This window comes from Streptomyces lucensis JCM 4490 (genome assembly GCF_014650035.1).
Classification (GTDB): domain Bacteria; phylum Actinomycetota; class Actinomycetes; order Streptomycetales; family Streptomycetaceae; genus Streptomyces; species Streptomyces lucensis.
Genome location: NZ_BMUE01000003.1, coordinates 237,759 through 252,274, shown reverse-complemented (window position 1 = coordinate 252,274; position 14,516 = coordinate 237,759). Strand labels below are relative to the sequence as shown.

The window sequence follows — 14,516 nt, the reverse complement described above, 5'->3', positions numbered from 1 at the left end:
CGGATCACCCCTCAGGGGTGACCCGGCCCCCGGCGGCGCGCGCGACGCTGACGGGGTGCGGACACCGCACACCGTCCCGCCGTCGGTCCGGTCGCGGACCGCGTCACGCGAGGAGGAGCCATGACCGTGTCGCGTGATCCGGCGCCGCGCACCGGACCAGAACCTCCCCACGGCGGGACGGTCCCCGCCCCGGACAGCGGCCCGCGACGCCCCGCCGGCGAGGCCGTTCCGGTCCCCGACAGCGACCTCGAACGCCAGCTGGCCAGGCTCGGCGGTTCCTGGACCTGGCTGCTGGGCTCGGCGGTGGCGACGCTGGTGCCGGGGATCCTGGCACTGGTCTGGCCGGAGGGGACTCTGCACGTCCTGGCCGTGATCATCGGGCTGTACCTGCTGGTGACGGGCGCGTTCCGGTTCGTCGCCGCCTTCGCGCGCGAGCCCGGCGACCGGCTCACCGGACTGCTGGTGGCGGTGCTGTACGTCCTGGCCGGCGTGCTGTGCCTGCGCAACCCCCTGCAGACGATCGCCGCGCTCTCGCTGATCACCGGCGCCGTCTGGCTCGTCACCGGCATGGTGACCGCCTACACCGCCCTGACCGCCAGGGGACTGCCCCACCGCGGCCTGGTGCTCGGCGTCGCGGCACTCGCCGTCGTCGCGGGCATCGTGGTGCTCGCCCTGCCCACCGAATCGGCCCGCGCCCTGACCCGGCTGCTCGGCCTGTGGCTGGTGCTGCTCGGCGTGGCCGAGCTGGGACTCGCCCTCGCCCTGCGGTCGGCACTGCGCCGGGCACGCTCCGGCCTTCCTCCCGGCACGCCGGCGGCGGCATGACGCCCCGAGCGCCGGCGGCATGACGCGCTGAGCGCTCCGCCGCCGCCCGCGGATCACCGCGCGCCCGCGCGCGCAGCCGCCGTGCCGTCCCCCGAGCCGGGCGGATCCGCCGCTTCGACCGGGCACCGACGAACCCCACCCGGTCACTGACGAACGAGGAGTCCCGATGGCCCCCAAGACGCCCCCCGAACCCCCGGGTTCCGGCCGCGACGGCGAGAGCCATGTGGTGCTGAGCGGCGAGGAGTACGACAGGTACGAACGGCTTCGCAAGACCGCCGCCGTACGCCACCGCAGGCTGCGCTACGCCGGCGCGTCGGTGCTGCTCGTCCTCACCCTGCTGCTGGCCCCGCTGGCCGTCGTGGCGGCCTGGGTGGACAACACGGTCACCGACACCGACCGGTACGTCCAGACCGTCGCCCCCCTGGCGTCGGAGCCGGCCGTGCAGAACGTCGTCACCGACCGGCTCACCAACCGCGTCGTCTCCGAGCTGGACATCGACGCGGTCACGGCGGCGCTCAGCAAGGCGCTGGCGGACTCGGGCGCGCCACCGGCCGTCGTGGACCATTCCTCGGCCCTCGACGGGCCGCTGCGCGCCGCCGTGACGAACGTCGTGCACCGCGTCGTGCACCGCGTGGTCACCAGCGACGCCTTCGACCAGGCCTGGACGGCCGCCAACCGGCGCGCCCAGACGGCCGTGGTGGGCATGCTCACCGGGGAGAAGAACACGGCCCTGCGAGCCCAGGGGAACACCGTCACCCTCGACCTCGGCACGGTGGTCGACCAGGTCAAGCAGCGTCTCGTCGACCAGGGCTTCGCGAAGGCCTCCGCCATACCGGCGCCCGACCGGCAGATCACCCTGTTCAAGACCGACAAGCTGTCCAAGGCGCAGAACCTCATGCGGCTGCTGGACATCATGGGCGCGTGGCTGCCCGTGCTCACCCTCGTCCTGGCCGCCCTCGCCGTGTGGGCCGCGCCGGCGCACCGGGTGATGCTGCTGGCCACGGCCGCGGGCATCGGCGTGATGATGATCGTGCTGCTCATCGCGCTGGCCGTCGTTCGCCGGGTCTACCTCGACTCCGTGCCCCCCGCGACGCTGCCGCCCGACGCCGCCGCGGTGGTCTTCGACACCTTCGTCCGCTTCCTGCGCAGCAGCACCCGCACCCTGCTCGTGATCGCCGTCGTCACGGCGCTGGCCGCCTTCCTGTACGGCCCGAGCAGGGTGGCCACAGGGGTGCGCTCCCTGGCGGGGCGCGGCACCGGCGCCGCGGGCCGCGCCCTGGAGGACGCCGGAATGCACACCGGCGCGACCGGCCGCTGGCTCGACAGCCACCGCTCGTGGACCACCGGCGTGGTCATCGGGGGCGGGGCCCTGGCGCTGCTGCTCTGGAACTACCCCACGGTCGGAGCCGTGGCCCTGGTCCTCGTGCTCGTCCTCGTGGTCCTCGCGGTCCTGGCCGTACTCGCCTCCGCGGCCGGCCGGCCCCCGCGCGGGGCGGCCGGCGCGCCGGGCCGGGCAGGCCCCTGAGCCGCGGCCCGCAACTTCACCCGCCCCGGGTGAGGCCCGCCCCCCGAGGGCCCGCGCACGCTGAGAACAGCCGGAGACGGCGGTCGGGCACGGCCCGGAACGGAGGAGACACATGAGCACCGAGACGTACCTCGCCTACGACTACCCGCTGCTGAGCATGTTCTGGACCCTGCTGTGGTTCTTCCTCTGGATCATGTGGTTCATCCTGCTCTTCAGGATCATCGGCGACATCTTCCGCGACGACGGCCTGAGCGGGTGGGGCAAGACAGGGTGGCTGGTACTGGTCATCGTGCTGCCCTTCCTCGGCGTCTTCATCTACCTCATCGCCCGTGGCAGGGGCATGGGCCGCAGGGAGATAGACCACGCCCGCGCCCAGCAGGCCGAGTTCGAGGCCTACATCAAGCAGACGGCGGGCGAGAGCGGCCGGCGGACCAGCGCCGACGAACTCGCCAAGCTGTCCGACATGCGGGCGCGCGGGGACATCACGGACGAGGAGTTCCGCCGCGCCAAGGAGCTCGTCCTCAGCGGCACCGGCTCACCGGGCCCGTCCGGCACCGTCACCACACCGTCGTCCAACTGAGCACGGACAAGGACAAGGAAGCGAGACAGACATGACCGCCACCCCCACGTCAAGGGAGCACACGGCGAAGTACGCATGGGCCGCGGGCCTGATGCTCTTCGCCGCCGTCATGCTCACCCTCGTCGGCCTTCTCGACATCTTCCGCGGCATCATGGCGATCGCCCAGGACCAGGTCTTCGTCACCACACGCAACTACGTCTTCCAGTTCGACCTCACCGGCTGGGGCTGGATCCACCTCATCCTGGGAGTCGTGGCCGTGATGGTCAGCATCGGGCTCTACCAGGCGGCGACGTGGGCGCGGGTGGCCGGCGTGGCCATCGCCGGGCTGGTGATCATCGCCAACTTCCTCTCCCTGCCGTACTTCCCGGTGTGGTCCGTCCTCATGATCGCGATGAGCGGGTTCATCATCTGGGCCCTGTGCGTCGCCCGGCAGGAAGACGTCGCCCCCGGCTCCTACGACACCATGCCGCGCGGCGGCAGGTAGGCCGCCGCCATGCCGTGCGGCCCGGGGACGACGGCAGGGGAGGACCTTCCCGTGGAGCCACCCGCACCCGGCGCGGGCCCGGACCGTCCGGGCCCGCACGACGGCGACCCCGGCGCCGGCAGGATCTGGCTGGCGCGCGCGGCACTCCTCGGCGGCGTACTGGTCCCCCTCGTGGCCGCCGGACTGCGCGGCGTGCTGTGGGTGCTGCTCGGTGTGGCCGGGCTGGCGCTCACCGGGGCCGGGCTGTGGTGGACCCTGGCGCACACGGGAGCCGTGCGGGCCTGCGGTGCGGCCCTCGCGGTGGCCGCACCGCTCACCGTGCTCGGCCTGTACGCCACCCACGGCATGCTCGGTCCGGCCGTCGCCTCCCTCGCCCTTGTGCTGCTCGCCGTCGCGGCGGCCGGCCGCGTCCTCTCACCCCGTTCCCGCGCGGGCGGCGCCGCACCCGCGCCGGCGACGGCGCCGCGGCACCCCTGGATCCTGATGAACCCGCACTCCGGCGGCGGCAAGGTCGGCCGCTTCCACCTGGTCGAGCGGGCCCGCGCGGCGGGCGCCCGGGTGACGGTGCTCACCGGCCGGCAGGACGTGACCGCGCTCGCCCGGCGCGCCGTCGCCGAAGGCGCCGACCTCCTCGCCGTGGCGGGCGGGGACGGCACCCAGGCCCTGGTGGCGGAGGTGGCCCACGAGAACGACCTGCCGTTCGTGGTGATCCCCGCGGGCACCCGCAACCACTTCGCCCTCGACCTCGGCCTCGACCGCGAGGACCCGGCCGCCGCGCTGGAAGCCCTCACCGACGGCGTCGAACGCCGGGTGGACCTCGGGTTCGCCGGTGACCGGGTCTTCGTCAACAACGCGTCCTTCGGCACCTACGCCGCCGTGGTCGGCAACCCCGGTTACCGCGGCGCACAGCTGCGCACGGCACTGCACGACCTGCCCGAACTGCTCACGGGCGAGCGCACCCCCCGACTGCGGATGCGGTCCGGACACCGGCGCGCGCAGGGACTGCAGGCGGTGCTGGTCAGCAACAACCCCTACCGGTACGCCGTCGGACCGGGGCGCGGTCACCGGGGGAGCCTGGACTCGGGACTGCTCGGCGTGCTGTGCGTGCACGTCGACAACACCGTGCAGGCGGCACGGACGGCAGGGGGACGCAAGGGCGGCCTCACCCGGCTGACCGGCACGGAGGTGACCGTCGACGCGGACGCGGCGACCGTACCGGTCGGCATCGACGGAGAACACGTCATGCTGCCCGTGCCCGTGGTGTGCCGGATCGTGCCCGGGGCGCTGCGGGTGCGCGTGCCGCGCGGCCGCGGCGCGCCCCGCGGCAGCCGGCCCTCGGCCGACTGGCACCGCGTGCTGCACCTCGCACGCCGGTCCGGGCCGGTGTGGCACCACCGGCCGCACACGACCGGCGGTTAAGCTCGCGCCGTCCACCGAGTGCCATGATCCCCGCGGAGGGCAGGAGGGCGAGCATCAACCGAGAGCGCCTGGTCAGGACGCTGACGTTCTGGCTGCGTCCCGCCTTCGCCCTGCGCGTCCTCAACCGCTTCCAGAAGGTCGTCGGGTTCGACCGCTCGATGGCCCTGGCGTCCAGCGCCCTCACCGCGCTCGTGCCGCTCGGCATCCTCGCCGGCGCCGTGCTGAGCAACCTCGTCCCCCACGACACCGCCGAGCGCATCATCAGGCGCTACGGGCTCACCGGAGCCGGCGCCCAGGCGGTCGACGACCTGTTCTCCCCGGCCGAGAACGCCAGCGGGGGCGCGGGCGTCTTCGGACTGGTCTTCCTGACCATCTCGGTGCTCAGCTTCGCGCGCGCCCTGCAGCGGCTCTTCGAGCAGACCTGGCAGCTCAGGCCGCTCAGTGTGCGCAACTCCCGCAACGGCCTGTACTGGATCCTCACCCTCGGCGGCTACGTCCTGGTCACCGGGTGGATCTCCGCGGCGCTCGGCGGACGCCGCACGCTGAACCTGGTGCCCGCGCTCGTCGAGGCGCCGGTGACCGCGGTGTTCCTCGTATGGAGCGGCTGGATCCTGTCGGCGAAACGGATCGCCTGGATCGAGCTGATCCCCTTCGGCGTCACCGCCGCCGTCCTGGCGACCCTCTACTCCTGGGGCGCCGCCCTCTACATGCCGCACCTGTTCAACACCTACGCGTCCCGCTACGGCGTGGTCGGCGCCGTGTTCGCGATGCTCTCGGCCCTCTTCGCGGCCATGTTCCTGCTCGTCGTCTCGGCCGCGCTGGGACGGGAGACGGCGGAGGAACTCACCCGGATCCGGCAGGGCAGACGCCCCTCCGACCACGAGGTCCGCCAGCAATGGGAGAACGTGGTCGAGCAGACGCGCTCCCAGTGGCGCTCGGTCCGCAAGCACGTGTCCCGCCCGCGCCGGGGCGGCGGGGACGACCGCTGACGGGGTACCGGACGACCGCTGACGGTGCACCTGACGACCGCCGACGGGGCACCGGACGGCAGGGCGCGCCACCCGCCCGCGCACGACCCATACTGGTGGCAGCCTCGACGAAGTGGGGTGCACGCATGTGCCGGTGGATCGCCTACTCGGGTACGCCCATTCTGCTCAGCCAGGTCCTGTTCGAACCCAGACACAGTCTGATCGACCAGAGCCTGCACTCCCGCCTGGGGGTGGAGACCACCAACGGCGACGGATTCGGCGTCGGCTGGTACGCACCGGACCTGACCACACCCGCGGTGCTGAGGGACGTGGGCCCCGCCTGGAACAACCGCAACCTCCAGGAGGTCGCCCACCACGTCCGCTCGGGCCTGTTCTTCGCCCACGTCAGGGCCACGACCGGCACGGCCGTGCAGCAGACCAACTGCCATCCCTTCCGCCGGGACCGCTGGATGTGGATGCACAACGGAGCCATCAGGGAGTTCCACCGCCTCCGGCGTGACCTCGCCCTGGCCGTCGATCCCGCCCTCTACGCCGAGATCGAGGGTTCCACCGACTCCGAGCTGATGTTCTACCTCGCCCTCACCTTCGGCCTCACGGACGATCCGCCCGGCGCCGTGGCGCGCATGGCGACCCTGGTGGAGGAGACGGGGCACCGGCACGACGTGGAGCACCCCCTGCAGATGACCGTGGCGGTGGCCGACGGCCGGCGGCTGTGGGTCTTCCGCCACTCGAGCGAGGGCGCCTCGCGGTCGCTGTACTACAGCACCCGAGTCGACACGCTGCGCGCGCTCCACCCGGACGCCGGGTATCTCAGGGAGGTCTCCGAGGAGACCCGCCTGGTCGTGTCGGAGCCGCTCGGGGATCTCCCCGGGGCTTGGAACGAGGTCCCGGAGAACCACTACGGCGTCGTCGAGCCGGGCCTTGACGAGCTCCACGCGTTCCGGCCGGTTGCCTGACCCGCGTCCGCGGAGCACACCGGTACGCCGGCATGGTCGCCGCCGTCCCGAATCGGGACGTAGAGTACCCCGAGGGGTATTCTCGGAGGAGTGATCGTGGAACTGGAACTCGAGGGCGCGTCCCTGAAGGCCGTGCTGAACCGGCTGCGGCGTGCGCAGGGCCAGATCTCGGGCGTCATCCGGATGATCGAGGAGGGCCGGGACTGCGAGGACGTCGTCACGCAGCTGGCCGCGGCGTCCCGGGCGCTAGACCGGGCGGGGTTCGCCATCATCGCCACCGGCCTGCAGCAGTGCGTCACCGACATCGAGTCCGGCCGGAAGACCGGTGAGGACCCGGAGGCGATGCGCGCGCGGCTGGAGAAGCTCTTCCTGTCGCTGGCGTGAGCGAGCGGGCCGCGCCGGCCCGCGTTCAGCCTCCGGGCGGCACGAGCGTGCGCGTCTTGCCGGGTGCGACGGTCACGGCGCGCTCGGCCGGCGCCACGCGGACCGGGCCTCCTCCGACTCGGGCGCGCGGTGCGTGTCAGGCCGGTTCGGGAACGACGGCCACCGGGCAGCGCGCGTGGTGCAGCAGGGCGTGGGCGACCCTGCCGAGCTGCAGGCCGAAACGGCCGTGCCGGCGCACCGCGCCGACGACGACCAGATCGGCACCGGCAGACGCCTCGATGAGCACCCGGTGGGTGGGGCCCTCGGCCGTCCGGCGCTCGATGCCGACCCGGGGGTGATCCCGCGCCGCCTCGCGCAGCGCGTCATCGAGACCGGCCGAGGCCCGCTCCTTGCGCAGCCGGGCGCCGTCGTCGGCGATCAGCATGTGGTCCACGGGGTCCACGGCCGGACTGCGCCAGGCGCGTACGGCGGTCAGGGCGCAGCCGCGGACCTCGGCCTCACGGACGGCGAACCGTAGGGCGCCCGCGCCGCCGGCCCGGTCCCCGATCCCCACCACGACACGGCCGGCGCCCTGCGGGCGGTCCGGCTCCGCACCCCGGACCACGATCACCGGACACGTGGCACGCGCCGCCACCGCGAGGCCGACCGACCCCAGCAGCAGCCCCGCGAAGCCGCCACGCCCCCGAGAGCCCGTGACCAGTGCGAACGCCTCGGGCCCGGCACGCAGCAGCACCGACGCCGCGTCCTCGGCCAGCACCTTGCCCGACACCTTCACCCCGGGATCGCGCCGCCGGGCACGTTCCACGCAGGAGGCGACGATGTGCTCCGCCATGACCTCCTCGGCGGGGCGCTCGGTACGGAAGGACGGCTGGGCCCCCTCGTAGATCTCCCACAGGGAGGCGTGGACCAGGCGGAGCGGCAGCCCGTGCCGTGCCGCCTCGTCCACCGCCCAGTCGACCGCCAGCAGACTCGGCTCCGAACCGTCGACGCCCACGACCAGCGGACGTTCCATCACCGCCACCGCCTCTCCGCCCGGCTCCCGGAGACTTCCCGCCACCGCCACCGCCTCTCCGCCCGGCTCCCGGAGACTTCCCGCCCCCGCCGCCGTCTACTGGTCGGCCGGGACGATACGACGGCCCGTCAGGCTCGTGGGCCGGATCGCGATCCACATCTCGCGCGCCCCGCCCGCCCACGGTGTGGTGTGGGCGCTCTGGGCGAGCCTGCGCGCCGCTTCGGGATCCGTGACGACGCTCGCGGGGCCGACGGCGAGCACGCTCCAGCCCTGGCTCATGGCCTCGTCCACGTGATCGACCTCGAAGGCGACCTCCGTCTCCGCGGCCGCCGCGGCGATGGAGTCCGGTGCCGTCCGGAAGACGATGGCCTCACCGACGACCTCGTAGTTGACCGGGACCACCGCCGGACGGCCCTCGGACGCCGACACCGCGATCCGCCCCACCCCGTGCGTGGCGAGCAGGGAGCGGCACTCCCGCGGACCGAGGTCCAGCAGCCGGGGGTGCAGCAGCGCGTGCCCCTGCCCCGGGGGGAGGTCCGTGCCCGCGCCGCGCAGCGCGGCGACCGTGGTCCCCAGCGCGTCGGCGAGCCTGATGACGGTGGCCGGCGTCAGGTCGGCGGGCCGCTCCTCCAGGTACGCCAGATAGTCGGGCGACATACGGGCGCGGCGGGCCGTCTCCTCCCGGCTGAGCCCCTGCCTGCGCCGCTCGGCGGCCACGCGGCGGCCGATGTCGCCGGGGTCGGCCCGGCCGGCGGGCGCGGCGGCCCGGGACGCGTCCGCCGCCCCACCGGTCCCCGGCCGCGCGGCCGGGGCGAATCCGGGCTCTCCGTGCCCCAGGTGCCGGACGTGCGCGTCGGGCCCGGGGAACACCAGTGTCACCTCGTCGGTGTCCGACCAGCGCACGTCGTAGGGGGGAGTTCCGTCGTCGTGGTGGATTCCGACGATCTCGCCGTCGCGCCTGGCGGCACCGGTCGTGGCACTTTCGATGACGAGTTGGTCGCCGAGGTGAGCTCGCATGATCGCCGCCCTCCGCTCGCAGTGGTGCTGTATCCAACGTGCCACGCGCGGCAGGCCACCGCACGGGGCGGGGCCACCGGCCGGCACCAGCACCCTCGGCACCGGCGCCCTTCGTATCCGGGGAGCGCTTCAGATCCGGGGCACGCGTCATGTCCGGGGAACGACGGCGACGGGGACACGCCGCGTGGTGCGGCGGCGTGTGGGCGACCGGACCGAGCCGCAGCCCCGTCCGCCCCCGTTCGCCCGGTCCGCGTGCGCCGCCGGACGGGCCGGGTGATCCTCGTACGAGGGAATGCCCCACCCCAACATGCGGTGCCGCCCGGAGCACCCGTCCGGCCGGGCCCGACCACCGCCCTGTCCGGCTTCCAGCTTCGTACGGGACGGAGCCCGCCATGCAAACAGCCGCCGCCGACCCGGGCTCCGCATGACCGGGCCCGGCTCCCGCGGGACGGCCCCGCACGACGGCCCGCCGCCGGTGCGCGCGGAGGTGCGGGAAACCCACACCGCCGTGCTGTTCTTCGTCGGCGACCGCGTCTGCAAGGTCAAGAAGCCGGTCGACCTGGGCTTCCTTGACTACTCCACGGCGGCGTCTCGCCGGGCCGCGTGCGAGCGCGAGGTCGCCGTCAACCGCCGCTTCGCCCCCGACGTCTACCTCGGCGTGGGCGAGTTCCACGGCCCCGGCGCACCGGCGCCCGAGCCGGTCGTGGTGATGCGCCGCATGCCGGAAGGCCGCCGTCTCGCCCGCCTGGTGCGGGCCGGGGCCCCCGTCGACGACGTGCTCAGGGCCGTCGCCCGGCACCTCGCCGCCTGGCACGCGGACGCGCCGCGCGGCCCCGAAGTGGACGAACAGGGCACGCGGGACGCGCTCTCGGCACGGTGGGAGGCGACCTTCGCCCAGATCCGGGCGCTGGCCGCCGACGGCCTCGTCCTCGACGAGGCGGCCGAGGCCGAACGGCTGGTGCGCCGCTACCTCGCCGGCCGCGAGCCGCTGTTCGGCGCCCGCATCGAGCAGCGACGCGTGGTCGACGGCCACGGCGACCTGCTCGCCGACGACATCTTCTGCCTGGACGACGGCCCCCGCGTCCTCGACTGCCTCGAGTTCGACGACGCCCTGCGCCATGTCGACGGCCTGGACGACGCGGCCTTCCTCGCCATGGACCTGGAACAGCTGGGCGCCCCCGAGGCCGCGGCGTACTTCCTCGCCCAGTACGGCGAGTACTCCGGCGACCCGGCGCCCCCGTCGCTGTGGCACCACTACATCGCCTACCGGGCGTTCGTCCGCGCCAAGGTCTCCCTGATCCAGGCCGGCCAGGGCGCGCCCGGCGCCGAGGCGGCGGCGCGGCGGCTCGCCGCCGCCGCGCTGCGCCATCTGCGTACCGCCGCCGTCCGCCTGACCCTCGTCGGCGGACTGCCGGGCAGCGGGAAGTCCACCCTCTCGGGGGCGCTGGCCGACCGGCTCGGAGTCACCCTGCTCAGCAGCGACCGCCTGCGCAAGGAACTGGCGGGCATCCCACCGGAACAGTCCGCGGCGGCCCCTTACGGCGAGGGCCTGTACACACCCGAGTGGACGGCCAGGACCTACGGCGCCCTGCTCGACCGCGCGGCCGTCCTGCTGTCCCGCGGTGAGAGCGTGGTGCTGGACGCCACCTGGTCCGACGCGGGACAGCGCGAGGCGGCCCTGCGCGTCGCCGACCGCACCAGCGCCGACCTGGTGGCCCTGCGCTGCCACGTGCCCGGCGAGGTCTCGGCGGCGCGCCTGAGCACGCGCGCCCCCGGCGCGTCCGACGCCGACGCCGCAGTCGCCGCCGCCATGGCGGCCGGCGAACCGCCGTGGCCCGGCGCCGTCGCCGTCGACACCAGCGGTTCCCTGGAGGCCGCGGTCGCCCGGGCCCTGACCGCCGTGCGCCCCTGGGGCAGCGGGCAGGCCCCCGTCCTGCGCCGCCCCTACATGGAGCCGGACTGAGACGCACGGGCGGCCGTGTTGCCCGGCGGTCCCGCGGGGGCCACCGTGGAGGTGGGGGACCGAGGAAGTGAGTAGGGTGCGAGCGCTCGTCTACCAGGGCCCGGCGCGAAGTTCCTGGGACACCGTCCAGGACCCCGCGATCCAGGAGGCGACCGATGCGATCGTGCGCGTCGACGCCACCAGCGTCTGCGGCAGCGATCTGCACATCCTGGCCGGAGACCTCCCCGAGGTGAAGCCGGGGACGGTCCTCGGCCACGAGGCCGTCGGCGAGATCGAGGAGGTCGGCGCCGAGGTCCACCACCTGCGCCCCGGGGACCAGGTGATCGTGTCCTCCGTCTCCGCGTGCGGTCACTGCCGGGCGTGCCGTGACGCCATGTACGGCCAGTGCGGCGGAGGCGGAGGCTGGATCCTGGGCAACCTCATCGACGGGACCCAGGCCGAATGGGTGCGGGTGCCCTTCGCCGACCACTCCACCACCCGCTGCCCCTGCGAGCTCGCACCCGACGACGCGGTGCTGCTCGCCGAACTCCTCCCGACCGCGTACGAGGTCGGCGTACGCAACGGGCACGTGTCCCCGGGAGACACCGTCGTGGTGGTCGGCGCCGGCCCCGTCGGCCTCGCCACGGTGGTCGTCGCCCGGCTCTACTCGCCGCGCCGGATCATCGTGGTGGACCTGGCCGACGCCCGGCTGGAGACCGCCCTGCGGGTGGGCGCCGACGCGGCCGAGTCGCCGGGCGGCTTGATCGCCGACCTGTCCGACGGACCGGGCGCCGATGTCGTCGTCGAGGCGTCGGGCGACCCGGACGGCTTCGTGCTGTGCACCCGGGCCGTCCGCACCGGAGGGCACATCGCCAACATCGGCGCGCACGGCAGGCCCGCGACGCTGCATCTCGAGTCCCTGTGGCGCAAGAACGTGACGATCAGCACCGGTCAGGTGGACACCTCCTCCACACCCAGACTGCTGGACCTGGTGAGGTTCGGACGCCTGCCGGTCTCCGGACTGGTCACCCACACCTTCGGTCTGGACCGGATACGGGACGCCTACGACGTGTTCGCCCGCGGCGCCACCACGGGAGCCCTCAAAGTCGTGCTGCACCGCGAGTGAAGCCCCTAAAGGACGACGGGCCGACGTGAACACGTGAACGAGCCGTCCGCGTGACCGTGGACCGCGGGTGAGCGGTGCGGCGGGCGTACGAGGAAGGCCGCGGGCACTGACGGCGGCGCCGTCCGTCATGCCGCTGGATGCTCTTCTCTGGCGGTGCGGCGGCGCGTCACGCAGCGTGGAGTACGGGGATGGTCCGGTCGGCCGGGCCGGACGCCGCAGGAGAGGTGGAACGCATGGACAGGGATGTCTCCGAGCCGCGGATCGTGGTCGGCGTCGACGGGTCGCAGTCCTCCTACGCGGCGCTTCGCTGGGCCGTGGGGTACGCCGGCCTCGTCGGCGGCGTCGTGGAGGCGGTCGCCGTGTGGGAGCTGCCGGGTCTGTACGGCTGGTCGGCGCCCGCCGTCGACATGGACGTCGACGAGGACGAGACCCGGCAGAAGATGCGACGGGAGCTGACCGACGTGCTCGGCGCGGACGTGGCCGACTCGGTCAGGACCCATGTGGTGCACGGCAACCCCGCCGACGTCCTGTTGCGGGCCGCGGAGGGGGCCGAGGCCCTGGTCGTCGGCAGCCGGGGCAGGGGCGGGTTCGCCCGCGCCCTGCTCGGCTCCGTCAGCCAGCACGTGTCCCAGCACGCCACCTGCCCGGTCGTCCTGGTGCGCGTGGGCAAGAAGTGATCCGGCGGCCCGCGCCGGGTTCCCCGCTACTGGAAGGCCGCGTGGATCTCCTGCTCCGTGGCCTCGTGCGACACGAGCAGGAGCTCGTCGCCCGGCATCAGCCGCACCCCGGGACCGGGGACCGTGGGCCGGCCGTCGCGCACGACGGTGGCGACGACCGTGCCCGCCGGCAGCGTGATCTCGCCCAGGGCGCGCCCGGCCGCCCGGGCCTCCTCGGTGATCGCGGTCTCGATGACCTCGGCACCCGCCTTGCTCAGCCGCGGCAGCGCCACCGTGTCCGTGGCGCCGGTGGCCTCCTCGATCAGGGAGATCAGCGGGGTGGCGGCCGGCACCGCGACGTCCACGCCCCACCGCCCGTCGAAGAGCCAGGCGTTCTCCGCCTCGTTGACGCGCGCGGCCACCCGGCCGGCACCGAACCGGCACTTGGCGAGCAGGCTGACGACGAGGTTGTCCTCGTCACGGCCGGTGGCGGCGACGACCAGGTCGCGGGTGAGGGCTCCCGCCCGCTCCAGCACCACCGGGTCGCAGGCGTCCCCGGTCGGCAGGCGCACCCGGGGGAGGCCTTCGGGTTCGGCCACCCGGTCCTCGTCACGCTCGACCAGGACGACGGCCTGCAGGGACTGGGCCGTGCGCTCGGCGGAGTACTCCCGCGCGAAACCGATGCCCGCGTTCAGCAGCACCACGCCGAGGATCGCCACGGCCAGCTGGAGCGTGGCGGGATCCCGCGGCCGCCCCAGCGCGTAGGCCAGGAAGGTGATCGCCGAGGCGACGAGCAGCAGCACCGCGAACAGGCCGGTGAACTGCGCGAGCAACCGCCGCCCCACGTGCGTGCGGCCCGCGGCGGGCAGTGTGTTGGGGCCGTGCCGGGCCAGCCGGGCGGCGGCCTCGGCCGCCGGCAGACCCCGCGGCCCGCTGCCCAGGGCGGCGAAGACCTCGGCGGCCGGCAGCGACGGGAGCGCCGCGACGGGGGACCACGGTCCCTCCCGCGGCGGTCCCCGGCCGCGGCCGGGACGTCCGGCGGGCCGGCCTCGTGCAGTGCGGCCGTCCCGGACGCGCCGCGCGGGCCCGCTCCCCGGCCGGCCGGCTCAGGGCTCACGAGGCGGCCCGTCGGCCGACGGCGGGCCGGGCGGCTCGTGCAGCACGCTCCAGGCGACCGGTCCCAGCAGGTCCGCCAGCCGCCGGAAGACGTCCAGGAACAGGTCGTCGATCGTCAGCACGCCGACCACCCGCCGCCCGTCCAGGACCGGAAGCCGGCGCACCCCGGTGCGGCGGAACGTCCCGTACGCCGTCAGGAGGTCGTCGTCGGCGTCGACCGTGACGACCCGCGCCGACATGACCGCGTCCACCCGCGCCTCCCGGTCCAGGCCGCCGCCCAGGCCGCGCACAGCGAGGTCGCGGTCGGTGACGATGCCCCGCAGCAGCCCGTCCTCGACGACCAGTACCGACCCGACGGAGGACTCGGCCATCCGCCGGGTCGCCTCCAGGAGACCGACGTGCGGGGCGACGCTCACCGGCGGAGCGGTCATCACCTCGGAGACCTTCACACGACCACCTCTCGTCCTGGCCGCACAGCGGCCGGC

The 14,516-nt window shown here is 74.4% G+C and carries 15 protein-coding genes and 1 pseudogene; 11 read left to right on the top strand and 5 right to left on the bottom strand.

The features are described from left to right. Window positions 1-120 precede the first annotated feature (120 nt). From IE177_RS09115 to IE177_RS09080, 8 genes are all read left to right on the top strand, one after another. Window positions 121-825 (top strand): HdeD family acid-resistance protein, encoded by a 705-nt coding sequence (locus IE177_RS09115; RefSeq protein WP_190014588.1) that lies wholly within the window; start codon window positions 121-123, stop codon window positions 823-825. Window positions 826-991: 166 nt separating this feature from the next. Further along, window positions 992-2,350 carry a hypothetical protein gene (locus IE177_RS09110; RefSeq protein ID WP_190014586.1) on the top strand — a complete coding sequence of 453 codons (1,359 nt, stop codon included), beginning with the start codon at window positions 992-994 and terminating at the stop codon, window positions 2,348-2,350. 112 nt (window positions 2,351-2,462) lie between these two features. Next, window positions 2,463-2,930: an SHOCT domain-containing protein gene (locus tag IE177_RS09105; RefSeq protein ID WP_190014585.1), complete on the top strand. Its 468-nt coding sequence runs from the start codon at window positions 2,463-2,465 to the stop codon at window positions 2,928-2,930. 31 nt (window positions 2,931-2,961) lie between these two features. Then, window positions 2,962-3,414: a DUF7144 family membrane protein gene (locus IE177_RS09100; RefSeq protein ID WP_190014583.1), complete on the top strand. Its 453-nt coding sequence runs from the start codon at window positions 2,962-2,964 to the stop codon at window positions 3,412-3,414. 51 nt (window positions 3,415-3,465) lie between these two features. After that, complete coding sequence (locus tag IE177_RS09095; protein WP_373305053.1) at window positions 3,466-4,833, top strand: diacylglycerol/lipid kinase family protein; 1,368 nt, start codon at window positions 3,466-3,468, stop codon at window positions 4,831-4,833. Between the two features lie 23 nt (window positions 4,834-4,856). Continuing rightward, window positions 4,857-5,822: a YihY/virulence factor BrkB family protein gene (locus tag IE177_RS09090; protein WP_190014579.1), complete on the top strand. Its 966-nt coding sequence runs from the start codon at window positions 4,857-4,859 to the stop codon at window positions 5,820-5,822. 125 nt (window positions 5,823-5,947) lie between these two features. Continuing rightward, a complete protein-coding gene (locus IE177_RS09085) occupies window positions 5,948-6,778 on the top strand; it encodes a class II glutamine amidotransferase (protein WP_190014577.1) in 831 nt (276 codons plus the stop codon). 96 nt (window positions 6,779-6,874) lie between these two features. Beyond that, window positions 6,875-7,162, top strand: a complete 288-nt coding sequence (locus tag IE177_RS09080; protein WP_190014575.1) for a metal-sensitive transcriptional regulator — start codon at window positions 6,875-6,877, stop codon at window positions 7,160-7,162. Window positions 7,163-7,298: 136 nt separating this feature from the next. Here IE177_RS09080 and IE177_RS09075 read toward each other — a convergent pair whose 3' ends face one another. Both IE177_RS09075 and IE177_RS09070 read right to left on the bottom strand, forming a co-directional pair. Then, a complete protein-coding gene (locus IE177_RS09075; RefSeq protein ID WP_190015092.1) occupies window positions 7,299-8,174 on the bottom strand; it encodes a universal stress protein in 876 nt (291 codons plus the stop codon). Window positions 8,175-8,270: 96 nt separating this feature from the next. Next, a complete protein-coding gene (locus tag IE177_RS09070) occupies window positions 8,271-9,191 on the bottom strand; it encodes a pyridoxamine 5'-phosphate oxidase family protein (protein WP_190014565.1) in 921 nt (306 codons plus the stop codon). A gap of 424 nt (window positions 9,192-9,615) precedes the next feature. Between IE177_RS09070 and IE177_RS09065 the strand changes: the two genes are divergently transcribed. From IE177_RS09065 to IE177_RS09055, 3 genes are all read left to right on the top strand, one after another. Further along, window positions 9,616-11,154, top strand: a complete 1,539-nt coding sequence (locus IE177_RS09065) for a bifunctional aminoglycoside phosphotransferase/ATP-binding protein (RefSeq protein ID WP_190014563.1) — start codon at window positions 9,616-9,618, stop codon at window positions 11,152-11,154. Between the two features lie 76 nt (window positions 11,155-11,230). Then, a complete protein-coding gene (locus IE177_RS09060; protein ID WP_190015091.1) occupies window positions 11,231-12,259 on the top strand; it encodes an alcohol dehydrogenase catalytic domain-containing protein in 1,029 nt (342 codons plus the stop codon). Window positions 12,260-12,492: 233 nt separating this feature from the next. Beyond that, window positions 12,493-12,936, top strand: coding sequence for a universal stress protein (locus tag IE177_RS09055; protein WP_190014561.1), 444 nt, complete (start codon window positions 12,493-12,495; stop codon window positions 12,934-12,936). A 26-nt stretch (window positions 12,937-12,962) separates the two neighbouring features. Here IE177_RS09055 and IE177_RS09050 read toward each other — a convergent pair whose 3' ends face one another. The 3 genes and pseudogenes from IE177_RS09050 to IE177_RS09040 form a co-directional block, all read right to left on the bottom strand. Next, window positions 12,963-13,748 carry a potassium channel family protein gene (locus IE177_RS09050; RefSeq protein ID WP_229815959.1) on the bottom strand — a complete coding sequence of 262 codons (786 nt, stop codon included), beginning with the start codon at window positions 13,746-13,748 and terminating at the stop codon, window positions 12,963-12,965. A 3-nt stretch (window positions 13,749-13,751) separates the two neighbouring features. After that, window positions 13,752-13,835: pseudogene (locus IE177_RS35710) on the bottom strand (cation-transporting P-type ATPase); the annotation flags it as partial. Between the two features lie 186 nt (window positions 13,836-14,021). Further along, window positions 14,022-14,480, bottom strand: a complete 459-nt coding sequence (locus IE177_RS09040; protein WP_190014559.1) for a CBS domain-containing protein — start codon at window positions 14,478-14,480, stop codon at window positions 14,022-14,024. Window positions 14,481-14,516: the final 36 nt, after the last annotated feature.

Coding starts and splice junctions, on each gene's coding strand:
- IE177_RS09075 (WP_190015092.1), bottom strand. CDS start 8,174: ATGGAACGTCCGCTGGTCGTGGGCGTCGACGGTTCGGAGCCGAGTCTG.
- IE177_RS09090 (WP_190014579.1), top strand. CDS start 4,857: ATGATCCCCGCGGAGGGCAGGAGGGCGAGCATCAACCGAGAGCGCCTG.
- IE177_RS09065 (WP_190014563.1), top strand. CDS start 9,616: ATGACCGGGCCCGGCTCCCGCGGGACGGCCCCGCACGACGGCCCGCCG.
- IE177_RS09100 (WP_190014583.1), top strand. CDS start 2,962: ATGACCGCCACCCCCACGTCAAGGGAGCACACGGCGAAGTACGCATGG.
- IE177_RS09115 (WP_190014588.1), top strand. CDS start 121: ATGACCGTGTCGCGTGATCCGGCGCCGCGCACCGGACCAGAACCTCCC.
- IE177_RS09105 (WP_190014585.1), top strand. CDS start 2,463: ATGAGCACCGAGACGTACCTCGCCTACGACTACCCGCTGCTGAGCATG.
- IE177_RS09085 (WP_190014577.1), top strand. CDS start 5,948: ATGTGCCGGTGGATCGCCTACTCGGGTACGCCCATTCTGCTCAGCCAG.
- IE177_RS09070 (WP_190014565.1), bottom strand. CDS start 9,191: ATGCGAGCTCACCTCGGCGACCAACTCGTCATCGAAAGTGCCACGACC.
- IE177_RS09110 (WP_190014586.1), top strand. CDS start 992: ATGGCCCCCAAGACGCCCCCCGAACCCCCGGGTTCCGGCCGCGACGGC.
- IE177_RS09055 (WP_190014561.1), top strand. CDS start 12,493: ATGGACAGGGATGTCTCCGAGCCGCGGATCGTGGTCGGCGTCGACGGG.